21 protein-coding genes are annotated in these 21449 nt (G+C 47.0%); 5 read left to right on the plus strand and 16 right to left on the minus strand.

Going from position 1 to position 21449, the window contains the following annotated elements; genetic code table 11:
• The first annotated feature begins 14 nt into the window (after positions 1-14).
• Positions 15-428: a LapA family protein gene (locus ACQQ6X_RS18160; protein ID WP_149032641.1), complete on the plus strand. Its 414-nt coding sequence runs from the start codon at positions 15-17 to the stop codon at positions 426-428.
• 13 nt (positions 429-441) lie between these two features.
• On the plus strand, positions 442-1479 hold the full coding sequence (locus tag ACQQ6X_RS18165) for a M42 family metallopeptidase (RefSeq protein ID WP_305166452.1): 1038 nt from the start codon (positions 442-444) through the stop codon (positions 1477-1479).
• An 86-nt stretch (positions 1480-1565) separates the two neighbouring features.
• Here ACQQ6X_RS18165 and ACQQ6X_RS18170 read toward each other — a convergent pair whose 3' ends face one another.
• The 9 genes from ACQQ6X_RS18170 to hemE all read right to left on the minus strand — a co-directional run bounded on the left by ACQQ6X_RS18170 (position 1566) and on the right by hemE (position 11849).
• Positions 1566-3515 carry an ABC-F family ATP-binding cassette domain-containing protein gene (locus ACQQ6X_RS18170; protein ID WP_305166453.1) on the minus strand — a complete coding sequence of 650 codons (1950 nt, stop codon included), beginning with the start codon at positions 3513-3515 and terminating at the stop codon, positions 1566-1568.
• Positions 3516-3635: 120 nt separating this feature from the next.
• The gene (locus ACQQ6X_RS18175) at positions 3636-4214 is read right to left on the minus strand and encodes a TetR/AcrR family transcriptional regulator (RefSeq protein ID WP_305166454.1); all 579 of its coding nucleotides are present in this window, start codon (positions 4212-4214) and stop codon (positions 3636-3638) included.
• Positions 4215-4281: 67 nt separating this feature from the next.
• Positions 4282-5088 carry a DUF92 domain-containing protein gene (locus tag ACQQ6X_RS18180; protein ID WP_305166455.1) on the minus strand — a complete coding sequence of 269 codons (807 nt, stop codon included), beginning with the start codon at positions 5086-5088 and terminating at the stop codon, positions 4282-4284.
• 209 nt (positions 5089-5297) lie between these two features.
• Entirely contained in the window at positions 5298-5921 is a 624-nt protein-coding gene (locus tag ACQQ6X_RS18185; protein WP_305166456.1) for a fumarylacetoacetate hydrolase family protein, read from the minus strand.
• Positions 5922-5959: 38 nt separating this feature from the next.
• Positions 5960-6730: a glycerophosphodiester phosphodiesterase gene (locus tag ACQQ6X_RS18190; protein ID WP_305166457.1), complete on the minus strand. Its 771-nt coding sequence runs from the start codon at positions 6728-6730 to the stop codon at positions 5960-5962.
• An 81-nt stretch (positions 6731-6811) separates the two neighbouring features.
• On the minus strand, positions 6812-8239 hold the full coding sequence (locus tag ACQQ6X_RS18195; RefSeq protein WP_305166458.1) for a CapA family protein: 1428 nt from the start codon (positions 8237-8239) through the stop codon (positions 6812-6814).
• A 137-nt stretch (positions 8240-8376) separates the two neighbouring features.
• On the minus strand, positions 8377-9822 hold the full coding sequence (gene hemY, locus ACQQ6X_RS18200; RefSeq protein ID WP_305166459.1) for a protoporphyrinogen oxidase: 1446 nt from the start codon (positions 9820-9822) through the stop codon (positions 8377-8379).
• 7 nt (positions 9823-9829) lie between these two features.
• Entirely contained in the window at positions 9830-10771 is a 942-nt protein-coding gene (gene hemH, locus ACQQ6X_RS18205; RefSeq protein ID WP_063213043.1) for a ferrochelatase, read from the minus strand.
• Positions 10772-10802: 31 nt separating this feature from the next.
• On the minus strand, positions 10803-11849 hold the full coding sequence (gene hemE, locus ACQQ6X_RS18210; protein WP_142612842.1) for a uroporphyrinogen decarboxylase: 1047 nt from the start codon (positions 11847-11849) through the stop codon (positions 10803-10805).
• A gap of 232 nt (positions 11850-12081) precedes the next feature.
• On the opposite strand from hemE, the gene ACQQ6X_RS18215 reads away from it, so the two are divergent.
• Entirely contained in the window at positions 12082-13302 is a 1221-nt protein-coding gene (locus ACQQ6X_RS18215) for an MFS transporter (RefSeq protein ID WP_305166460.1), read from the plus strand.
• A gap of 105 nt (positions 13303-13407) precedes the next feature.
• Here the strand turns inward: ACQQ6X_RS18215 and ACQQ6X_RS18220 are convergent, their stop codons facing one another.
• Positions 13408-14052, minus strand: coding sequence for an O-methyltransferase (locus ACQQ6X_RS18220; protein WP_305166461.1), 645 nt, complete (start codon positions 14050-14052; stop codon positions 13408-13410).
• 156 nt (positions 14053-14208) lie between these two features.
• Here ACQQ6X_RS18220 and ACQQ6X_RS18225 point away from each other — a divergent pair, with 156 nt between their 5' ends.
• Together ACQQ6X_RS18225 and ACQQ6X_RS18230 are read left to right on the plus strand one after the other, a co-directional pair.
• Positions 14209-15369: a THUMP domain-containing class I SAM-dependent RNA methyltransferase gene (locus tag ACQQ6X_RS18225; RefSeq protein ID WP_305166463.1), complete on the plus strand. Its 1161-nt coding sequence runs from the start codon at positions 14209-14211 to the stop codon at positions 15367-15369.
• A gap of 190 nt (positions 15370-15559) precedes the next feature.
• Positions 15560-17542, plus strand: coding sequence for an LTA synthase family protein (locus ACQQ6X_RS18230; RefSeq protein ID WP_305166464.1), 1983 nt, complete (start codon positions 15560-15562; stop codon positions 17540-17542).
• A 127-nt stretch (positions 17543-17669) separates the two neighbouring features.
• On the opposite strand, the gene ACQQ6X_RS18235 is transcribed toward ACQQ6X_RS18230, so the two are convergent.
• The 6 genes from ACQQ6X_RS18235 to racE all read right to left on the minus strand — a co-directional run bounded on the left by ACQQ6X_RS18235 (position 17670) and on the right by racE (position 21374).
• Positions 17670-17939, minus strand: a complete 270-nt coding sequence (locus tag ACQQ6X_RS18235; protein ID WP_016819703.1) for a hypothetical protein — start codon at positions 17937-17939, stop codon at positions 17670-17672.
• Positions 17940-18032: 93 nt separating this feature from the next.
• Complete coding sequence (locus tag ACQQ6X_RS18240; RefSeq protein WP_013370463.1) at positions 18033-18254, minus strand: DUF1450 domain-containing protein; 222 nt, start codon at positions 18252-18254, stop codon at positions 18033-18035.
• A 23-nt stretch (positions 18255-18277) separates the two neighbouring features.
• On the minus strand, positions 18278-18580 hold the full coding sequence (locus ACQQ6X_RS18245; protein WP_013370462.1) for a heme biosynthesis protein HemY: 303 nt from the start codon (positions 18578-18580) through the stop codon (positions 18278-18280).
• Positions 18581-18786: 206 nt separating this feature from the next.
• Entirely contained in the window at positions 18787-19053 is a 267-nt protein-coding gene (locus ACQQ6X_RS18250) for a hypothetical protein (RefSeq protein ID WP_305166465.1), read from the minus strand.
• A gap of 135 nt (positions 19054-19188) precedes the next feature.
• Positions 19189-20445, minus strand: a complete 1257-nt coding sequence (locus tag ACQQ6X_RS18255; protein WP_305166466.1) for a M14 family zinc carboxypeptidase — start codon at positions 20443-20445, stop codon at positions 19189-19191.
• Between the two features lie 119 nt (positions 20446-20564).
• A complete protein-coding gene (gene racE, locus ACQQ6X_RS18260; RefSeq protein WP_149036057.1) occupies positions 20565-21374 on the minus strand; it encodes a glutamate racemase in 810 nt (269 codons plus the stop codon).
• Between the last annotated feature and the right edge of the window lie 75 nt (positions 21375-21449).

Below are 21449 nucleotides of genomic sequence, written 5' to 3' on the forward strand. Positions count from 1 at the left end.
TAAATCCCTTGTCCATGGCGGACAAGGGATTTTATAATGTAACGGGAGGAGGTGGCATTTTGAAAACACAATGGTCTTTGATCGCTGCACTTGTTATAGCTTTGTTAACAGCTGTTTTTGCTGTTATTAATGTCAATTCGGTTCAAGTGAACCTTCTGTTTAGCAGGGTTAGCATTCCTTTGATTCTGCTTATTCTCGGTTGCACTCTTCTGGGTGGACTTATTGTCGGTTCTTTCGGTATTTTCCGCCAATATAGACTTCAGAGAGAGATCAAACGTTTAACTAATCAGCTGCATACCCTACAAGAAGAGCACACAACCGCAGTGGAAGCATATGCAAATGTGTCCGATGACACGACTGGCATGCTGTCTACATCCGACCCAGGTATAGAGCAACCGTCCTCTAACCCCGATCGGTTGTCCAAATGAGGAGGAGCAACAAATGACCATTCAATTAAATGAACACTATATCATGAGCTTTTTGAATCAGCTGCTGAACACGCCTAGTCCTAGCGGATACACACATCATGTGATGGAGCTAATTCGTAAGGAAACCGAAAACCTAGGGGTACCCATCGAATGGAATGCAAAAGGCGGTGCTATCCTGACATTGGAAGGTCAAGAAACGGACCGTACCGTGGCGCTCAGTGCGCATGTGGACACCTTGGGCGCAATGGTACGGTCGATTACAACGCAAGGAACCTTACGCCTGACATCTGTGGGCGGTTTCATGATGAATAGTATCGAGAACGAATACTGCCTTATTCATACCCGAAGCGGACAAACGTATACAGGCACGATTCTGTCCAGCCATCCATCCGTGCATGTCTATGATGATGCACGGAGCTATGAACGCAAGGAGAGCCATATGGAAGTACGGATTGACGAGCTTGTCGAGTCAAAGGAAGACGTGCTTGAGCTCGGTATTGCAGTGGGCGATTTTATTTCCTTCGATGCGCGGCCGGTCGTAACGCCTAGTGGATTTATCAAGTCGCGGCACTTGGATGATAAAGCTAGCGTAGCGGCACTGTTTGGTTTATTGGAATCGGCTGTACATGGGGGCTGGAAGCCTCGACATACCGTTAAATTGCTCATTTCCAACTATGAGGAAGTGGGGCACGGAGCGGCATACATACCGGAAGGAATCAGTGAGATGATAGCTGTCGACATGGGCTGCATAGGTGAGGATCTGAGCTGCAAGGAAACTGATGTTTCTATCTGCGCCAAAGATTCCTCTGGTCCTTATGACTATAATATGACGACCCGTCTGATTGAGCTGGCCAAGGAGCTGAATATTCCGTATGCGGTAGATATTTATCCGCATTATGGTTCGGACGCTTCAGCTGCGCTTAAAGCAGGCAATAACATTCGTGCTGCTCTGATTGGACCTGGCGTACACGCCTCTCACGCAATGGAGCGCACGCATAAGCTGGCCGTAGTGAACACTGCCCGTCTGCTCGCGGCTTATGTAACAGCCTAATCACTTTACGCTGCATGGAGAACAGGTACACATACTTCTACAAAAAAGCAAGCCTCCATTCTAAATGGAGACTTGCTTTTGTATTGTTAAGATTTACTTTGTTCAATTTGCTCGGCTAGCTCATTCAAATAAGTCCAGCGTTCCATTTGGTGCTCCAGATGCTGTTCGGCCTGCGCTTGCTCAGCCATAAGCTCCTGCAACCGTGCCGAATCGCTAAAAGATTCCTCCATCTGTCGCTGAATGTCAGCCAATTTCTGTTCGGCTTGTTCAATCAGCTCATCAATCTGCTCATATTCCCGCTGTTCCTTAAAGGTAAATTTAAGCTTGGTTTTACCTGTCCCCTTGACTGATTCGGAAGAACCCGCCGACTTAGATGTAGAAGAACGATTCGAGGAAGTCGTACCCGTCGAGTCAGACGCATTCGCAGAAGATGGAGCATTTTTACTGATCCATTCTGAATACTCGCTATAGTCGCCCACATGTACACGTACCTGCCCATTCCCTTCGAATGCGAGTATTTTGTCCACGGTCCGATCCAGGAAATAACGATCATGAGAGACGATAAAAACTACGCCTGGGAATTCATCCAGATAATCTTCCAAAACAGATAGGGTCTGAATATCAAGATCATTTGTCGGTTCATCCAGCAAGAGTACGTTCGGTGCGGACATTAAGACACGTAGCAGATACAAGCGGCGTTTTTCGCCCCCGGACAGCCGAGAAATAACCGTCCATTGCGCGCTTGGAGCAAACAGAAAACGCTCCAGCATCTGCGCAGCTGTAATCGTCGAACCGTCGGCCGTACGGATCACTTCGGCTTCTTCCTTAATATATTCAATGACACGCAATGATTCGTTCATTTCCTGATGCTCTTGGGTAAAATAACCAAGCTTCACCGTCGGTCCCAGTACAACACTCCCGGAATCGGGTTCTACACGCTGGGCAATCATTTGAAGCAGAGTGGATTTTCCACTACCATTAGGCCCCAGAATACCCACTCGATCACCAGGAACCGCAATGTAACTCAAATCCTGAATCAGCTGACGGGTATCTACCGATTTGGACAGATGCTCGATCTCCAATATCTTTTTACCCAGACGTGTGGAGGCGACAGACATATCTACAGATCCAGAACGAGCTTCCGGTTGCTGATCCTTAAGCTGCTCATATCGATCAATACGCGCCTTCTGCTTGGTCGAACGAGCCTTTGCTCCTCGGCGAATCCAGGCCAGCTCATTACGCAGCAGGTTCTTCCTTTTCTGCTCCGAAGACGCTTCTCGTTCCTCGCGTTCTGCCTTTAGCTCCAGAAACCGAGTATAGTTAGCTTCATAACGGAACAGGCGACCATGATCCAGCTCTAACATAACATTAGCAACTCTATCTAGAAAATAGCGATCATGCGTGATCATTAACAACGCACCGCGTCTTTTTTGCAAATATTGCTCCAACCATGCAACGGACTCATTATCAATATGGTTGGTAGGCTCGTCCAGAATGAGCAGCTCACAGGGCTGGATCAGAGCCGCAGCCAAAGCAACCCGTTTACGTTGTCCCCCGGAGAGAACGCCCATACGAGACTCAAACTGGGTGATCCCCAGGCGGGTAAGTATATTTTTAGCCTCACTCTCCAGCTGCCACGCTTGGAACGTATCCATCTGCTGACTTGCTCGCAACAGGCGACTTTGGAGCTCCTCTCTCCCCGGATTCAATTCCAGTAATTCCATGGTTTCCGTATATTCTCTCACTGCTTTCATTTCAGGCTGGTTGCCATGGAAAATATGCTGGAGGACCTTCATCTCGGGATCAAACTCCGGATTTTGTGCCAGATACTGAATTCGCACATCGTTGTTTACTGCAATATTGCCATCATCTGGTGGCTCCAAGCCGGAGATTACACGTAAAAACGTCGATTTTCCGGTGCCATTTACTCCAACAACCCCTATTTTGTCACGCTCATCCATGCCAAAGGAAACATCCTCGAACAACATTTTCTCGCCGTAGCTTTTTGTTATATGTTCAACGGTCATAATATTCATTACAGATTCCCTACTCTTCCCCAAATTTGTGATGCATCTTGTTTATTTTAACACAGACACAGCCAATGATTAAAAAAACCGTTAGCTGAACAAGCCAGTACGGTTTTTAGGAACAACATGTCAGGATTTTTGGATTCCGGGTTCACAGCCATGCATAAATAAGTTAGATGCCAATGCAGCCGTCTGATCGACGTCACCTTCACGGAAATCTTGATTCAACAAAATATCCATTTTTAAGCGTTCAAGCATACCAATGAATGCCTTTGCATGAAATTCAGGCTGCGGCACCCCCTCTGACGCCAGTTTATTTTTGACCAGATCGGTATAATCTTGAATAAATCCCCGCATGAACTCTATGAGATCAGGGTCACTATTAGGAGTCATAAAAAATAATTTAGTATGCTGCTTGCGTTGGTAATAATAGTGAAGATGCAAATTGGCCATCCGCAGCAGTCCCTCTCCCAAAGTACGATTGACCAATGCGCCTTGCATTTCGGTTAGATATTGTTCGCAATCTCTACGAGTAACTGCTGTAAATAGCTGCTCTTTACTTTTAAAGTACAAATATACCGTGCCTTTAGCCACACCCGCTTGTTCTGCAATTTCGGAAATTTTGCTTTCATAAAAACCTTTGGTGCCGAAGACAGTGTAAGCGGCGTCTAAAATAGCTTCATATTTATCTCTGTGCATATCCCCCATCTTTGCACCTCCTGAAACCATGATTGAAGCATGCAGGTATTCCCTAAAACGATCTTCAAGCTCATGTTCAGAGTATAAAGAAAATGCCTACAAGAGCGACCAATCCTCCGAAAATAGAGCTAATGCTATTCACCCGATCATTGCTCATCCAATGCCAGCCTCGCAGATAGACTGTCGTTTGTCCACAATGCGAGTCTACTTCAACTTCCCGCTTGCAAACTGGGCAGGAACGCATCAATTGCACCGTAGCACCAAGATAGGAATCGGCAAAGGCACCAGCAACGCCGGATATTCCTCCAATCAGTGCCCACAGCCATAACGGCAATGCCTGCATTCCTACGGCGTGTCCAAAGCCCCAGGCGCCTATTCCGATCAGTATGCCACCGGCCAGGGCCGCAGCCGTTCCCAATACAGATACTCCTCCTGAGGTTCCTGGTGTCAGTACCTTCCCAGTAAGCACCGAACGGGGCGGCTTACGACTCAGGCTTCCAAATTCCGTTGCCCACGTATCGGATGTGACTGTAGCCATGACACCAACAAATGCCAGTTGCCAGGCAACATGAGGCCAAATCGCATAACCCAGGCATAGCAGCATGCCTAATCCTCCATTGGCCCACACTTGCCCTGCATCCCGATTGCCTGTTTTGGCATACGATTTTTCGAGCTCAGCCTTGCGCTCCTTTTTGAACTTCGATAACAGGGTGGACGTGATAAAAAATAAGAGCAATGTGCCAAACCAAAACAGGTTGCCCGCCCCATAATACACCGTTCCCATCAGTACAGCCGCAGCAAAGCCGGATAAGGTTAAGGATTTTTTATAAAATGCAGCCCCTGCCACCACAGCAGCGGAAAGCAATCCGATGATCCAGTCCATGATATACCCCCGCTTTGAGATGAATCTCTGTTTTGCGCTTATCCTTCTGTATAACATTGTACAATGCTGTACGCTTATATAAAAGCCGTGTCCCATGCTTTCGCACAGAACACGGCCTTCACAAGGCTTGCCTATGGGAGTTACTTATACCTCCCAACCACCACCAAGAACATGCTTTTTTAAATCATCTTATTTATGCGGCTGTAGATTTAGCCGATGGTAAAGCTTCCCTGACGGTCACTCCCCCAATAAAGCTCAAAGTGGTCCCCGCTCGCAGTAGGCCCTACACCCGCCGGAGTACCTGTAAAAATAATATCCCCCTCACCCAGTCCATATTGAGTCGCTATATATTCAACGATATGCTGGATGGAGAAGATCATATCTTTGACATGCCCACGCTGCACCTCTTGTCCATTTTTGAACAAAGAAAAATCCTGCTGCCCCAGTATGTTCAAGCTCTCTAAGGGCAAGAACGGTGTCACAGGTGCAGACGATTTGAAGCCTTTGGCAGCAGTCCATGGATGACCCTTTTTCTTAAGCATACTTTGTACATCTCGCAGGGTAAAATCAATCCCCAATGCAAAAGCGTTCAGACACGCATCAGCGGTCATGCCTGGTTCGTAGTTACGTCCTACAGCCACAACCAGTTCAGTTTCAAAATGAATATCTCCCTTACCTTGAGGAAGCTCCAGCGTAGCACCATCCAGCGGCACAACTGCATGAGATGGCTTCAAGAAAATCATAGGTTCTGTGGGAACATCATTCCCCAGTTCCTCTGCATGCAGCTTATAATTGCGTCCGACACAATAAACATTACGAATTTCCACGTTCATTACGATCCGTCCCCCTTCCGCGTATGTAGTCCAATTGATTAACGAATAAGTTTACGTATATAGTGCCATATCCGGGGCTTGGGAAGCAAAAATACCTGCTCCCAGCGATCCGGCCAGTTGGTACAAATCATCAATTCAGGATGCAATGTGGACAATCTCCGCATGATACGCCGGTCATCCACCGTCCACGCCATGACTGTAATACCGCGTGAGGTTAGATCTTTCAAGAGCTTTCGGTCCAACCGTGGATAGCCCATAGATAAAAAAGAACATCGCAGATTTTCTAATTGCTTTGCCAAATCGTTCGGACGCGCATCAATAATGAGTCCGGTACGGATGTCAGGTGCCAGTTCTTTTGCTCGGCGCAGTGCCGTACGCTCAAAAGAGGTTAAGACCACCTCGCCCTCCATCCCTCTCATCACAATTTCACGAAGGACGGCTTTTTCTAGTCCCGGATATATATCACCAGCAGTTTTAAGCTCGATATTGAGCGATACACGCCCCCGGCACAAATCAAGCACTTGGGCGAGGGAAGGAATAGGTTCCCCGTGATATTGTTCATTTTTCCAGCTACCTGCGTCAAGTCGTTGCAAGTCTTTCCAATCTGTATCCTTTACTCGTCCCATACCATTCGTCGTTCGCTCCAAGGTAAAGTCATGAATGACCACCGGAACACCGTCCTTTGATAGCTGTACATCCAGTTCAATCCAGTGCACAAAAGGCTGCTCCAGCGCAAGCTTAAAGGCTGCTATCGTGTTTTCAGGAGCAATCCCTGAGAAACCACGGTGTGCAACGCACAAATGATCCATCCCGCTATGACCTCCATCTACAAAGGAGTATCTTATACCATCGTTTCGTCCATACTCATATTAACCACTTCTTGCTTACTTCTACTGAGCGCTTACCGTCCCATCCACACCTACCGAAATATTTTTTGGTGACAGTGCCGCTACTTTCTGCAAGATTTTGCTGGCCTCTGCATCTTTCAATGGGATCGGTTGACCCAGCTCCGCTCGGTAAGGGGTTAGCTTCATCTTACAAACCCCGTTACGGGTGCAGGTGGCTTGAAATATCGCTGTATCCCAAGTGGCTGGTATCGTTGATTTAGAAAAAATGAAATTGCCTGTGCTGTATGCAATCCATTTACCTTTATATTGCTCCATCCCTTGCAGCACATGAGGATGCCCGCCAACGACAAGATCGGCCCCGGCGTCAATAAAAGCGTGCGATAACTCAGTTTGATGAGGTTCAAGCGCCGTAGCTCGCTCCTTGCCCCAATGGGCAACCACTATTACCAAATCAGCCTGATTTCGTGCCTCTCGAATGGAATTTACGATAGCGGTCGAATCATAGGCCCCTGCTACACCAGGCTGTTTGGCACCCGCATTCCAGTTGGCTTCAGGCATAACACGTGTAGCCCCCAACAATGCAATTTTAATCCCGTTACGTTCAAAATAATGTGGTGCATACGCTTCTTGTGCATTGCGTCCGGCTCCAGCATGAGCTATACCCTTTTCATCCAAATATTTCAGGGTATCCAGTAATCCGCTTGTCCCCTGATCCAAAATATGATTGTTGGCCAAATTTACAGCATCGATCCCTGCCGCTGCCATTGCAGTTAGCGCTTTAGGCGAAGATTTATACACATACGTTTTATTTAACGCACCGACGCCATTAGTAGTCACCGGTGTTTCCAAATTGGCAATCGTCAGATCGTCTTTATGGAACAAGCTCCCGAGATATTGGTATGGAAAATCATATCCCTTCTGCTCAAGCCTCTGCTCAACCTTACCTGAAAACTGCACATCACCTATGAAGTGAAGTGTAACTGCTTGGGAATTTGCATCGTCCGTGTTCGATGGTTTGACGTCCTCCGCTCCTCTCTTCTCGGCGGGTGTATCATCATCGTTGTTTACATCCTTCTTTGACGATTCCTCCTGTGCGTGCCCCTCTTTTTCCGGTGATGAGTTTGTTTCTAAAGAGCTGCCTTCAGAGGCATTCGTGTCGGGCGTAGTCACAGGACGACTGTTTGTGTCTGGAATAGTCGACTGCTTCGTTTCATTCACATTTTCACTAACTAAGGGAATAGAGTTCTTATCATCATTAGCAGATTCCGTATGGGTGTTCTTTTTAGCTTGCGAATACTCGGCATTGTCGGCAAGAGAACCACTACTATCGCGTTCAAATATGTAATAATAACCGAAAAGACCTACAATCATGAACAGCAGGACCAGATTTGTAATGATCCATGCCTTGCCTATTTTTGGTTTTCTCGTTCTCTTCCGACCTTCATTTCTCTGTGACCTGGGAGGGTACATTCTTCACTCCTTCTATGCTTTTCCATATGCATGCATTCCTTATTAGCTGGCGAATTTTACACCTTCTCCATTATATATCAGATTTCAATATAAATAGAACCCCTCGCCTGGATCGCGAAGGGTTCATCATTGAAGATTTACACCTGTACCTTAACGGCTTCCTGCTGTGCCACTTGAACAGCATTGGAGGCCCACTCCTTGGCCTGACGAATGCAGTCCGGCAACCCGATCGCATCATAGCCAGCACCTAAAACGTACACCCCTGGCATCGCTCTGCGTAGCTCTTCCCGCAGATCAGCGATCGCCTGTGGGTGCCCCACCGGATATTGTGGCATAGAATTACGAAGACGCGTAATTTCCGTGAACAGCGGAGTTGCTGTAACTCCCATCATCTCTTTCAAATCCTTACGCACCACCGTAATCAGCTCATTATCCAGTAATTCTACTGTTTCCTCAGCTCCTGCACGCCCTACATAACAACGCAACAGTACCTTATCGTCCGGGCTGGTATGTAGCCACTTGGCAGACGTCCACGTACATGCGGTCACGCTGCGACCTTCCTTGCGAGGAACCAGAAAACCGGAGCCGTCAAAAACGTTCTCAATATCTGTTTTATTAAAGGCCATGACCACGTTCGCTACGGATACATATTTTACAGCTTCCAGTGCAGCCACATTTACATGCTCTCGCAATAGCGGGGCTGCAGCGAAGTTAGGAGTCGTTATAAAAATATCGTCCGCCTCCAGCGTCTCTCCGTTGTCCAACATCACACGATAGGGACTTTCTTCACGTTCCGCCGTCTTTGTGAATTGTGTAACAGCAATTCCGGTGCGTAAATCACAGTCATACAAGTCATTCAGTAATGCATGCACCAAACTTTGCAAGCCTTGACGGAAAGTCAAAAAGGCGCTTTTCTTCGTACCTGTATGCGTTTCAGTTGGTTTCCGCCCTGTCCTCATCCCGTGAATGAGGCTTCCGTATTGCTGCTCCACCTCAGCAAACTGTGGAAAAGTAGCCTGCAAACTTAGCGTCTTCATGTTGGCAGCATAGATTCCCGCCAGCAGTGGCTCAGTTACATTTTCCAGCACTTCTTTGCCCAGTCGGCGTTCAATAAAATCACCCAGCGCCTCATCTCCAGGTTCACGTCGAGGCGGAATAACAAAATCCATCATAGCCCGCATTTTTCCACCTAAAGAAATCAAACCACTACGTAAAAATGGTTTCAGCTCTGTTGGGATGCCCAGCACCAGCCCAGGAGGCATCGGATGAAGCTGACCTTCATGCAAAATATATGTCTTTTTAGCCTGAGGGTTCGTGCTTACCAACTCATGATCCAGCTCCAGCTCTTTGGCCAGGTCAATCATGGCCGTTTTACGGGCCAGAAAGGAATCTGGCCCCTTTTCAATGACAAAGCCATCTTTGTGCAATGTTTCAATTTTTCCGCCCAGTACAGGGGCTTTCTCCACCAGCGTAATTCGAGGTGTGTAGCCAGCTTCTTTATACATTTTCCGTGTATAAAAAGCAGTACTAAGCCCGGTCAAGCCTCCGCCTACAATTACAATATTTCGTACCTTTTGCTCCATTATGTCCTCATCCCTTTTTCAATTGGTCTATGATGACATCACTAAGCGTCTCCATATAAAGTGGGTCACTGTTAAGTGAATCAATACGCTGAAAACGCATATCCAATTCGTTTGCCAAAGCCTGTGCTTCAATATCCAGATCGTATAACACCTCTAAGTGATCAGAAACAAAGCCGACTGGCGCAGCCAGCACATACTCCACTTGCTCTTCCTTAAGACTATGCATGGTATCCAAAATATCTGGTCCCAGCCAAGGCTCTGCTGTACGACCGGCACTTTGCCACGTAAACTGCCAGTTGGTAATTCCCGCCTTATCTGCAACAGCCTGCGAAGTAGCCATTAATTGCTCCACATAAGGATCGCCCATAGCCAAAATCCGCTCAGGCAAGCTGTGCGCGCTGAACAGAACACGAACCTCGTCCCGCTTGGCTCCTGCTTCTTCGAAAAGCGCCAGTTTTGCGTTCACACGCTCAGTCAGCGTCTTGATCAGCTTTGGATGGAGATGATAGCTCTCCACAAATGATATCGCCAGACCCAATTCCTGTGCCTTAGCCTGCGCACGCTTGATATAAGTACCTACACTCATAACGGAATAATGCGGAGCCAGCACAACACCCACTGCCGTACGAATGCCGTCTTGTACCATTGCTGCGACACCGTCCTCAATAAACGGTTTGGCGTGTTTGAGCCCCTGATAACACACAAATTCTATGTCCGGGTTGCGATTTTCCCGATTCAAGGTTTCCTGCAGGTTGTGAACCTGTCGATCTGTATTCTGACGCAATGGAAACACGCCGCCCACAATGGCTTCGTAGCGATCTTTTAGTTCCTTTAACTGCTCCGGTGAGGGAGCATGACCACGGCGAATATGTGTATAATACGCTTCAACCTGATCCAGACTCTCCGGCGTCCCGTAGGACATGACCAGTACACCCACTTTGGTTTTCATTAGCATATCCCTCTTATCTTTTCTAGTTGTATTAATTTTTTGACAAAACAGAACGAGAATACTCGTGTACATAATGGGTAAGCTCTCTTAGCTTATCTAGCGAGGCTTCAGGAAATAAACCGTGACCGAGATTAAAAATGTAGCCAGGCTCCAGAATGCCTTCATCTACGATAGTTTTTGCATACTGCTTAATCACATCCATCGGCGCAGTAAGCACATACGGGTCCAGGTTCCCCTGCACACCAAAACGGTTCCCCAAGCGACGACGGCCTTCAGGTATACTTACCCGCCAGTCCAGTCCGATCACATCGGCTTTTACCCCGCTCAAATGCGGAAGCAATTCACCGGAGCTTACGCCCGGAAAATAAATTTTAGGCACATTCAGATCAGATAACTCATGGAAAATACGTACAATGGTCGGCAATACAAAAGTTTGAAAATCATAAGGTGAAAGTGCACCTACCCAGCTATCAAACAATTGAAAAGCTTTGCCACCGTTAGCAATATGGGCCCGTACATATGTAATAACCATATCTCCCAATTTACCCATCAGACGGTGCCACAGTTCAGGCTCTCCATACATCATTGCTTTGGTGCGAATATATCCCTTGGAGGGTCTTCCTTCTATTAAATAGCTGGCAATAGTAAAAGGCGCTCCAGCAAATGTGATCAATGGCACGTTCAGCTCACGGTCTAAAATACGGATCGTTTCCAAAATATGACCCAAATCACGTTCCACATCAATCGGACGCAAGTTGTCTACGTCTGCCGCTGAACGGATCGGATTATCAATAACCGGGCCGATATTTTTGACAATATCAAAATCAACCCCTAGCGAGGCTACCGGATTCATAATGTCAGAATATAAAATTGCAGCGTCCACCCCCAGCTTGCGCACGGGCATCAACGTCACTTCTGCGGCCAACTCGGGCTGACGACAAATTTCAAGCAGCGTGTATTTTTCTTTAATTTTGCGATACTCAGGGTCATACCTTCCGGCCTGCCGCATGTACCATACGGGAATATGATCCACAGCTTGCTTGCGGCAAGCGCGGATAAAAGTATCATTGTAGGTCATGACTTCAGCCTCCAGTTCGAATCATAAATGCTATATTTTAATTATGCCCTTTTTCAAGAGTCGTAACAACCGCCGCTCTCAAACAAACCATGACAAACCCATGACATTTGGATAAAGTTTCGATGAAGTGTGCTATACTAGAGAAATGGCTTTTTTAAAGCTCCGGGAAAGTTATACATGAATAAGTACCTTTACAACAGGATGAGAATGGCAGAAAGGAAGTGAAAGCACATTGAAAACGTGGGAGACGTGGAAAATCAATCTCATTGTGCTTTGGTTTGGTCAGTTTCTGGTCAATGCGGGTATTACAATGATTACTCCGTTCCTTGCTCTGTATCTGGCTCAGGACCTTCATGTGAAGGGCGAGCACGATATAGGTATGTGGGCAGGAGTTATTTTTGCTGCTAACTTTTTGACCTCGTTTATATTCCAGCCATTATGGGGCAAACTGGCCGACCGATATGGACGCAAAGTCATGCTGCTTCGCTCAGGCTTCGGCATGGCTCTGGTCATCGGGTGTATGGGTTTGGTCACCCATCCATGGCAATTGCTGGCGCTTCGCCTGCTAAACGGTACAATTTCGGGTTTCAATCCGGCATCTATTTCCCTAGTTTCGGGCACCACTCCTAAAGAGCGAACCGGATTTGCTATGGGAATTATGCAATCCGGTCAAATGGCTGGCACGATTCTCGGCCCACTGCTAGGCGGATTTTTGGCTGACTGGGTCGGATTCAGACCGATCTTTTACATTACAGGAGCTCTTATTTTTCTAGCCTCTCTCATGGCAATGTTTTTGGTTAAGGAGAATTTCAGCAAAGCCGAAGCCGCACGGACTCCACAAATTTCGGTTCTTGCCGGATTAAAGGAGCTAAGCCATACGCCGCAGCTTCCGGCTTTGTTCACCGTGACGTTCTTACTCCAATTTGCCATGATCAGTACAGTTTCTTTGCTACCTTTGTACGTGCAAAAGCTATACGGCTCCGCAGAAGGAATCGCACTGGTTGCAGGGTTCGTTACCGCTATTACAGGCGTATCCAATATGGTAGCCGCACCACTTCTCGGACGATTAAGTGACAAAATAGGGGCACACAAAATCTTGACCATCTCACTGCTCGGAACGGCGGTTATGCTTATTCCGCAAGCTTTTGTCAATGAAGTATGGCAGCTTGTCATTATTCGTTTTTTTATGGGTGTATTTATGGGCGGTTTGCTACCCAGCGTAAATGCGCTGATTCGCACGTATACACCGGAAGGAATGGAAAGCCGCTCTTTCGGATTCAATACGAGTTCGCTGGCGCTCGGGAATATGCTGGGTGCGGTCATTGGTGGAGTGCTTTCTGGATTTATCGGGATCGAAGGACTGTTCATCATGTCGGGTGTTCTGCTGATCGTCAACATAATCTGGGTACGTATGAAGCTTTACGATCGTAAGGCTACGCCTCATTTCAGGTAAGACAACCTTTGGGTAGGATAGCCTGCCTTAACACACAAGAACCTCCGCTCCACGCTACTGTGGATAAGGAGGTTCTTTTGGTATAGAAACACTTAGAGACTCTCGTTACTTCACTCGCGCCAACGCCAAACCATCATAAGCTGGCAAAAGCGTGCTGACCAGCCGCGGGTCCGTTGCTATCGTTTCGTTAAAACGTCTCACGGCTTGTACGGCAGGTCCATTCTTGTCTGTGTTCAGTGTCCGTCCCCGCAGAAAACAATTATCTCCGGCAATAATAGCGCCTGGATTGGCCAATGCAATCGCATATTCCAGATACACCGGGTAATTTTCCTTATCCGCATCAATAAAGAAAAAATCAAAAGTCCTTCCTTCCTCCTGAAGCTTCTTCAGGCTGTCTGCTGCAGGTCCGATACGATACTCGACACAATCACCATAGCCGTTGTTTGTCATATGTTGATGTGCCAGCGCTGCGTAGGCCTCTTTCAGCTCCAGGGACACAATGCGCCCTTTCTCTCCCAGCCCACGGGCCAGACATACTCCACTGTATCCGCCCAATGCTCCGATCTCCAGTACCTGCTGTGCCCCAGAAACTTCGATCAGAAAGGTCAATAGCTTCCCATAGGGATGGGCAACCGAGACCTCCGGCATACCTTTTTCAACAATAGCCTCCCTAATGCCGCGCAGCGCCTCATCCTCTTGTACCAGTTGGGCTACATATTGTTCAGGCGTCATATTGGGTGTAATTTCCACGTTTCATCTCTCCTTCTTCCTCTATCATAACGCAGGTCGGACGCGATGTCCTTCGTAAATTATTTACCTTAACGATTTGTCTCTTCGAGTACAATGACCTATACTATAAAGATTGAACCAAGCTTACATGATTATGAGACGGAGTGAATACGTTTAATGACTCAACTGCAACTAATTGCAACTGCGCCGATGGGGCTTGAAGCCGTCGTGGCCCGGGAACTCAGAGAACTAGGATACAAGGATCTGACCGTCGAGAATGGTCGCGTCGTTTTTTCCGGAGATTATAAGGATATATGCCGATGCAACCTGTGGCTTCGCACATCAGACCGCGTTCTTATTAAAATGGGCGAGTTTGCTGCAACTACCTTCGACGAGCTATTTGAGGGTACCAAAGCATTGCCTTGGCAGGATTGGATTCCTGTAGATGGTGAATTTCCCGTAGAGGGACGTTCACACAAATCACAGCTTAGTAGCGTACCAGCCTGTCAGGGAATCGTCAAGAAGGCGATTGTAGAAAAACTCAAGGAAACCTACCATACAGACTGGTTTGCTGAAGATGGTCCTCGCTACGTCATTGAGGTCATTCTATTAAATGACCGTGCACTGATAACCCTGGACACAACCGGCCCAGGACTGCACAAACGAGGCTATCGCAAGCTCGTAACAGAGGCGCCACTCAAAGAAACAATGGCTTCCGCTCTTATTCAGCTTAGTCGCTGGAGCCCGGATCGACCCTTCTATGACCCATGCTGCGGTTCGGGTACTTTATTAGTCGAAGCAGCTATGCAAGCCTGGAACATTGCGCCAGGCCTGAGACGGACCTTTAATTCGGAAGACTGGCCTGTCATTGGCAGAGAATTATGGAATCAGGCTCGCGACGAGGCGATGGATCTGACCCGTGATGATATTCCTTTTGAGATTGCAGGTAGTGATATCGATCCTAATGCCATAGAAGTTGCAGAAGCAGCTGTAAAAGCAGCCGGCTTTGCTAAAGATATTTCACTGAAGGTACTGCCTGCCGGCAAGGTCAGACTTGAGGGCCAGTATGGTGTGATGATTACTAATCCACCTTACGGCGAAAGACTCAGCGAGCAAGCCGAGGTGGAAAAGCTGATTCGTACACTCGCACGTACGGCAGCCGAAATGAAGACATGGTCCTTCTTTGCCATTAGTTCCACCAAGCAATTTGAGCATTATTGGGGCCGTAAAGCCGACAAACGCCGCAAGCTGTTTAACGGCCGAATCGAATGCCAATACTATCAGTATCTGGGCCCCCTGCCTCCGCGTCGCAAAGATTCTTCGCCGTTGCAGTCCTAAATGATCGAGCTATATATAGGCCAGGAAACGAACCCTTTGTTCGTTTCCTGGCCTGATTTGTGCTGCATTTCCTTTACTTAATCATTGAAATGCGCAGGATGAGCGCTATAATAATTAAAGGCATTTCGGTTTTAACATTACGTTAATGTATAGTTTATACTAGCCGAACATTTCTGCCAGAGGGGGTAAAGTGTTGGTTATTCGCACGACCAGTGCAGGACGCACTGGTAACATGTTCAGCAGGCTACTGCTGTCTCAATATTTCGGATTAGCTTTGTTTTTTGTACTCATGATTGGCAAGCTCGTACTGATTCATTATAACCTGCATGCCCAAAATATTGACATGAATCCGCTGGATTATGTCATTGCTATTGGTTCCTTGTTGCTTGTAAGCTTCTGGACCTTGTGGCTGCCACGTCGCGGACGTTTGATTGCTCTTGTGGTGCTCGATATATTGCTCACCGCGCTCATTTATTCCGACATGGTTTATTATCGGTATTTCCAGGATTTCATTACGATTCCCGTTTTGCTTCAAGCTGGACAAGTTGATTCTCTGGGTGGAAGTATCGCATCTCTGATGTACTGGTGGGATATTTTCTTTTTTGCAGACTGGATTTTATTCATTCCATATGTCATATTCGTGTCTTCCTTGAGACGTCGGTTTACAACAAGTGATAATTATTTTGAAGGGTCCCGTAGTTCTCTCACGAAAAGATTTCTGCTTCGCTTCTCCAAGGGGGCATTGGCTTTCCTGATTGGCTATGTTTTGACCTTTGGACCGATCAAAATATATACCTCTACTTGGGCAACTGGCATATTTGTCGGCAACTGGTGGTCGATGGCCTTGTACAACGTAACTGGACTGATCGGATTTCATGGGTACGATATCTATCGCTACAGCCAGGATCATCTAGGACCCCAGCCTACATTGGCTCAGGCGGAATCTGATAAGGATAAAGAATGGTTCAATCAACACCAGAAGTTACTTCAGGTGAAAAATGACCTCTACGGCAAGTATAAGGGTAAAAATGTAATGGTCATTCAAGCTGAAGCGTTCATGAACTTTTTTATCGGCAAACAGATCAACGGTCAAGCAATTACGCCTAACTTTGATAAATTGATGAAGGAAAGCATGTATTTTAATAATTATTTCCATCAAACTGCGCAGGGACGTACTTCGGACGCGGACTTCTCTACCCACGCTTCGCTGCATCCGCTCCCTACGGGTTCGGTATTTATCCGTTATGCGGACCATAAATTCGACACGCTGCCTTCCATTTTGAAGGATACAGGTTATAGTCCTAATGCGTTTCACGTGTACGACAGCAGCTTCTGGAACCGTTACACGATGTATAAGGCGATGAACTACGACAAGTTCTATAGTAAAAAGGATTTTAAAATAGATGAGCCCCTCGGCTGGTCCCTGGGAGACAAATCCTTTTTCAGACAAACGCTCAACGACCTCACAACCGAAGTGAAGCAGCCGTTCTACGCCTATATGGTCGGTATTTCGAGCCATCATCCATACAACCTGTCACCTGACGCTGTAGATTTGGATGTTGGCGAGTTTGAAGGCACGATGTTCGGAGACTATCTGAAATCCGTCCATTATGTGGATGAGGCTTTGGGTGAATTGGTAGATCAGATGAAGAAAGACGGACTGTGGGATAATACGATCCTGATGTTCTACGGGGATCATGACAATTCCATTAAAGACAAAGCACTGTATGAAAAGTTTTTAGGCAAGCCACTGACAGATTTAGACATGCAGAAAATCATGAATCAAGTGCCATTACTTGTGCATCTTCCCGACGGAAGCCAAGCAGGCACATATACAGAACCGGCAGGGCAGCTGGATTTGACTCCTTCTGTGATGCATTTGCTCGGCATCTCTACGAAGCCCTATCATTTTATGGGGAACGATCTGTTTAGTGGAAAGCCGCGTATGGTTGTGCTCCGTACGGGTGCTTTCACGGACGGTCGAGTGTACTACATTCCATCTGAGGATGGTACATTCTCCAAAGGGACTTGCTACAATCTGAGTACAGGGCAACCTACAGATGTGAACGCCTGCGGGCCAGGCTATACTGAAGCTCTCAATCGATTGAACATATCCGATCAGGTCATCACTTACGATCTTATTCGCGAATGGGAGACTCAAGCAAAGAAGTAACAAGGATGTCGATTTCATAACTAACTGATATATAACAAAAATCCCGATCCAGAAGCTTTTTAGAGCTGTGGATCGGGATTTTTGTTATTGACAGTCATTGGACTGCGCTCGTCGCGATTAACCAGACTCAGGAACGCAACGTTTTTTTAGCCTGCTCAAGACGTTGCACCTCTTCACCAAGCATTTCCTCAGCAACTTCTACTGCATCGTCACCAAGGCTATCCTTTGCCTGCAGTATAGCATGCTCTGCATGAGTGCGAGATTGCTCCGCCTGCTCAATCAGCTGCTCAGCCGGATGTGACAATGCCTGAGAGACGGCATTGTGGAGCTTGTCCACTGAGTTTTGTGTTTGAGCCTCGACACTGTGATTGTCGAGATTAGAATCATATTGGGCCATGGGTCACTCCTCCTTCTGGGCATGGTCTACATTTATTAGCATGGATCAGAAGGAGGAGAACTATTCAAGAAGTGCCAACGATGCACACTCAAACTATTTTATAAAGCGTGCAGCCTTCTCTAATACTTCATCCTCTGTGGCTGCACTCACATAACGTCCGTTCACATACACAAACGCCCGTTTGCCACAAGGACCACAATATGATTTGCAACCGATTTTGATCTCGGCATCGGGCGCCATCTTTTTCAACTTAGGCAAGATCGTTTTTAAGCGGATATGATTGCACTCATCACATACGCGAATATCATTAGCCATCTGTCATCCCTCCGAGCTCCGGCTTAGTGGTCGCCGTGATTACCTTGGGAAGGGTTAGTAATGACAAATCCTTCTTCGGGGAAATACAAGTAATCGATTTTTACACCATCCAGTAACGGCTGACCGCTTTCCAAAATTACATCAATGCCTTTATCTGTAGATACAACCGTATCTGTTTCTTTAGGCGTGTCCAAATCCAGCCCGTAATGAGCATGATCTCCATGAGCATGGGTAATAACAACGCGCAAGCTCTTCCCTTGGTTTTCTTCCTTATCCAGTTCAAGCTTCAATACTTTAGCTGCGTTACGAGTAATTTTGCAGTTCATTAAGCTTCATCTCCTTCATATTCATTAATGAAATGTGGTCCAATGGATATCTATCCACACCACACAACCTAGCGGGTAAAATCAACAATTCCAATAATTCGCCTCTCTCCTTGATAAAAAGAAGTTGTGCAGCATAGCACAAGGCAATATTCCTATTGTAAAGAAAATCGTAAAAAATCGCAATCACGAAATTCACAAGTTTATATTTACCGGACACGTGGGTGCTGTTTTTCAAGCAAATCGGGATATTTTCGTTCAGCACGGGTGACGAACCAATTCATAAGCAATAATGTCACACCAATGTCGTCGATGGGCATAAATGGCATGACATCAGGCAGTATCCAATAGAGCAATACAGGCACTGCAAAAAGTAATTTTTCACCCAAAGGAATCCTCGAAGAGGTAATCAATCGGGGGATACGACGAAATACATGTGACCACCGACGGAGAGATAGTAGTCTTTTCCACTTCATAGGTTGTTCACTCCATTTCCAATGCTCCTAAGTATATATACCCTATTGAAGGGACATATAAAGAGGAACACTTGTAAAAACGTGCTCCTCCTAATACGCGCAAATGATGCAATACGTTTCAGCTGACTCGATCTGTTACCATGACAGCACCGTCGCCATTAACATGCCAACTTCTGCTGCAATATCGTCATAATCACGCATAGGCAGTGGATTTACGCCTAGACCAACCTCAATAGTAAATCCCGGTTTACCAAACCGTTGTATAAACCAATCCTTATATCCTGCATCGCTTCCCCCCAGCTTTACCGCCCGATAGCCTGTTGCGGCAGCCAGCTGTAGCGCCCAATCTCGACTCTCCTTAGGCTCCAGATCCCGATAATTCCAATAAATTTCCTGTCCCTGGCTGTGTATGGATAGCACCATGTCGAACTGTTCGCGCTCCGTTAGATCAGCAAGGGCCCTGGACTCTGGCTCAGACAAAGGTGCAGGTCCTGCATAGTCTCGCCGAGACGGCCCTGTCTTACCGCGCCTGCGCACCTCCTCTTCCCAATACGCCGGAAATTGGTCGTTGAGGTCGACACCACGAATGTTGGCCTTCCAGCCACGATAATCAGCACGTCCTTCATTCCATTTGCTAAGTTCATGATACAGGGGATGCGTTGGGAGTACACCCTGTTGCACCAGCTCTACACCATCCGGATTGACCATCGGTACCACCCATAAGGATGTATGCTCCATGAAATCCTGCGGGGAGCCCCCATATACCCATTGAGGATTCTCCGTCGGTTTCCCCCGCTCACCCTGAAGCTGCCCAGCGTCTTGTTCTCTAGTCCCATCAATCCCTCGTGCATATTGTTCTATAAAACGCAGCAAACAAGGTGTGGTCAGCCATTCGTTAGCATGTACAGAAGCGTTGGCATGAATTTTCCGCGTTCCCTGCCCCATCCGTATATAAGGGATATCCTTCCCCATGACACTGGTGCCAATGCTGCCAACTTCAATAAATGGATATCTGCGGGCCAATGCCTCCAGATCTTCCTTTAAATCTTCGTAACTATACTCTCCACGTAACCGTACAATCTGATCCCGATGATCTTCAGGAATGATAATTGTCTTTCCTTCCACAAAATCATACTCCGCAAGCCTTGAATTGGCGAGCCGCAGCTCATCAAGCTCTACACCGAACTGTTTGGCAATCTGTCGTGCATTCTCCCCAGGCTGAATAACGTATTTACGATCCATAGACGGACGAATATATAGCAATTGACCACAAATCAGATAGGGTTGCGTGGCGGTCCACGGATTATCTGCGATCAAAGTATCCGCCGATAATTTAAAAGCCGAGGCGACCCGGTGCAATGTATCTCCTTTTTGAACGATATATTCCTTCATCTTACTACGCCCCTTCCATCTGCCTTACTGCATGTTATGCAGACGCTGCGTGTCTTGATGAGCGAAAAGCAAAACAACCAACTTCTTTTGTCCCATGACAAAAAAAGTTGGTTGTCCTGTTAATCCAGATGGGTGACCTGCCAGACAACAGGCGTCTGCCGAATCTGCTCTCCAAGCCACTGGGCGGCAATGCGCTGGAATAACTCTGGATCGCCGGAACAAAAAAGCTGATGCACTGGCGTTTCGTCCCCGGCCTCCAGCTTGCCCTTGTTATACAAAATGGTACTTGTTTCCCGTGCTGTTTCATCTGCCGAGCTAATAAGCTTCACCGCAGGACCCATGACTTCCTGAATCGTTTCCTTCAAAAAAGGATAATGCGTACAACCAAGAATCAGACAATCAATCGGATACGTTTGAATAGGTCTCAATGAATCCTCCACAACCTGCGATGTTGTCTTGGAGCGGAACAATCCTTGTTCCACCAAAGGCACAAGCGCAGGGCAGGCGTGGCTGACCACGTCTACATAGGGAGACAACTGCTTGAGCGCAGTTGTATATGCTCCGCTTCGAATCGTACCGACAGTTCCAATCACCCCGACATACCCGGTAGCGGTCGCGCTGATCGCAGCACGAGCCCCAGGGTGGATAACTCCGATCACCGGAATGGATACCTTTTGGCTTATATACTCCAATGCCGCAGCTGTTGCTGTGTTACAAGCAATAATAATGACTTTCGGATTAAATTGAATCAGAAAATCAACCATCTGCTCTGTAAATTTTTTAACCTCTTCCGATGGCCGGGGACCATACGGGGTGCGCGCAGTGTCTCCAAAATAAATAATTTTTTCCCGCGGAAGCTGACGCATGACTTCTTTAACAACCGTCAAACCTCCTACACCGGAATCCAATATTGCAATCGCTTGCTGCACGTACACACCGCTTCCTTTTTTGTTAAATATGAGTTGTTTCATCTCGGAAAATCTATCCGTTGCTACATACCTTAT

The sequence above is a fragment of the Paenibacillus ottowii genome (genome assembly GCF_050516475.1).
Classification (GTDB): domain Bacteria; phylum Bacillota; class Bacilli; order Paenibacillales; family Paenibacillaceae; genus Paenibacillus; species Paenibacillus ottowii.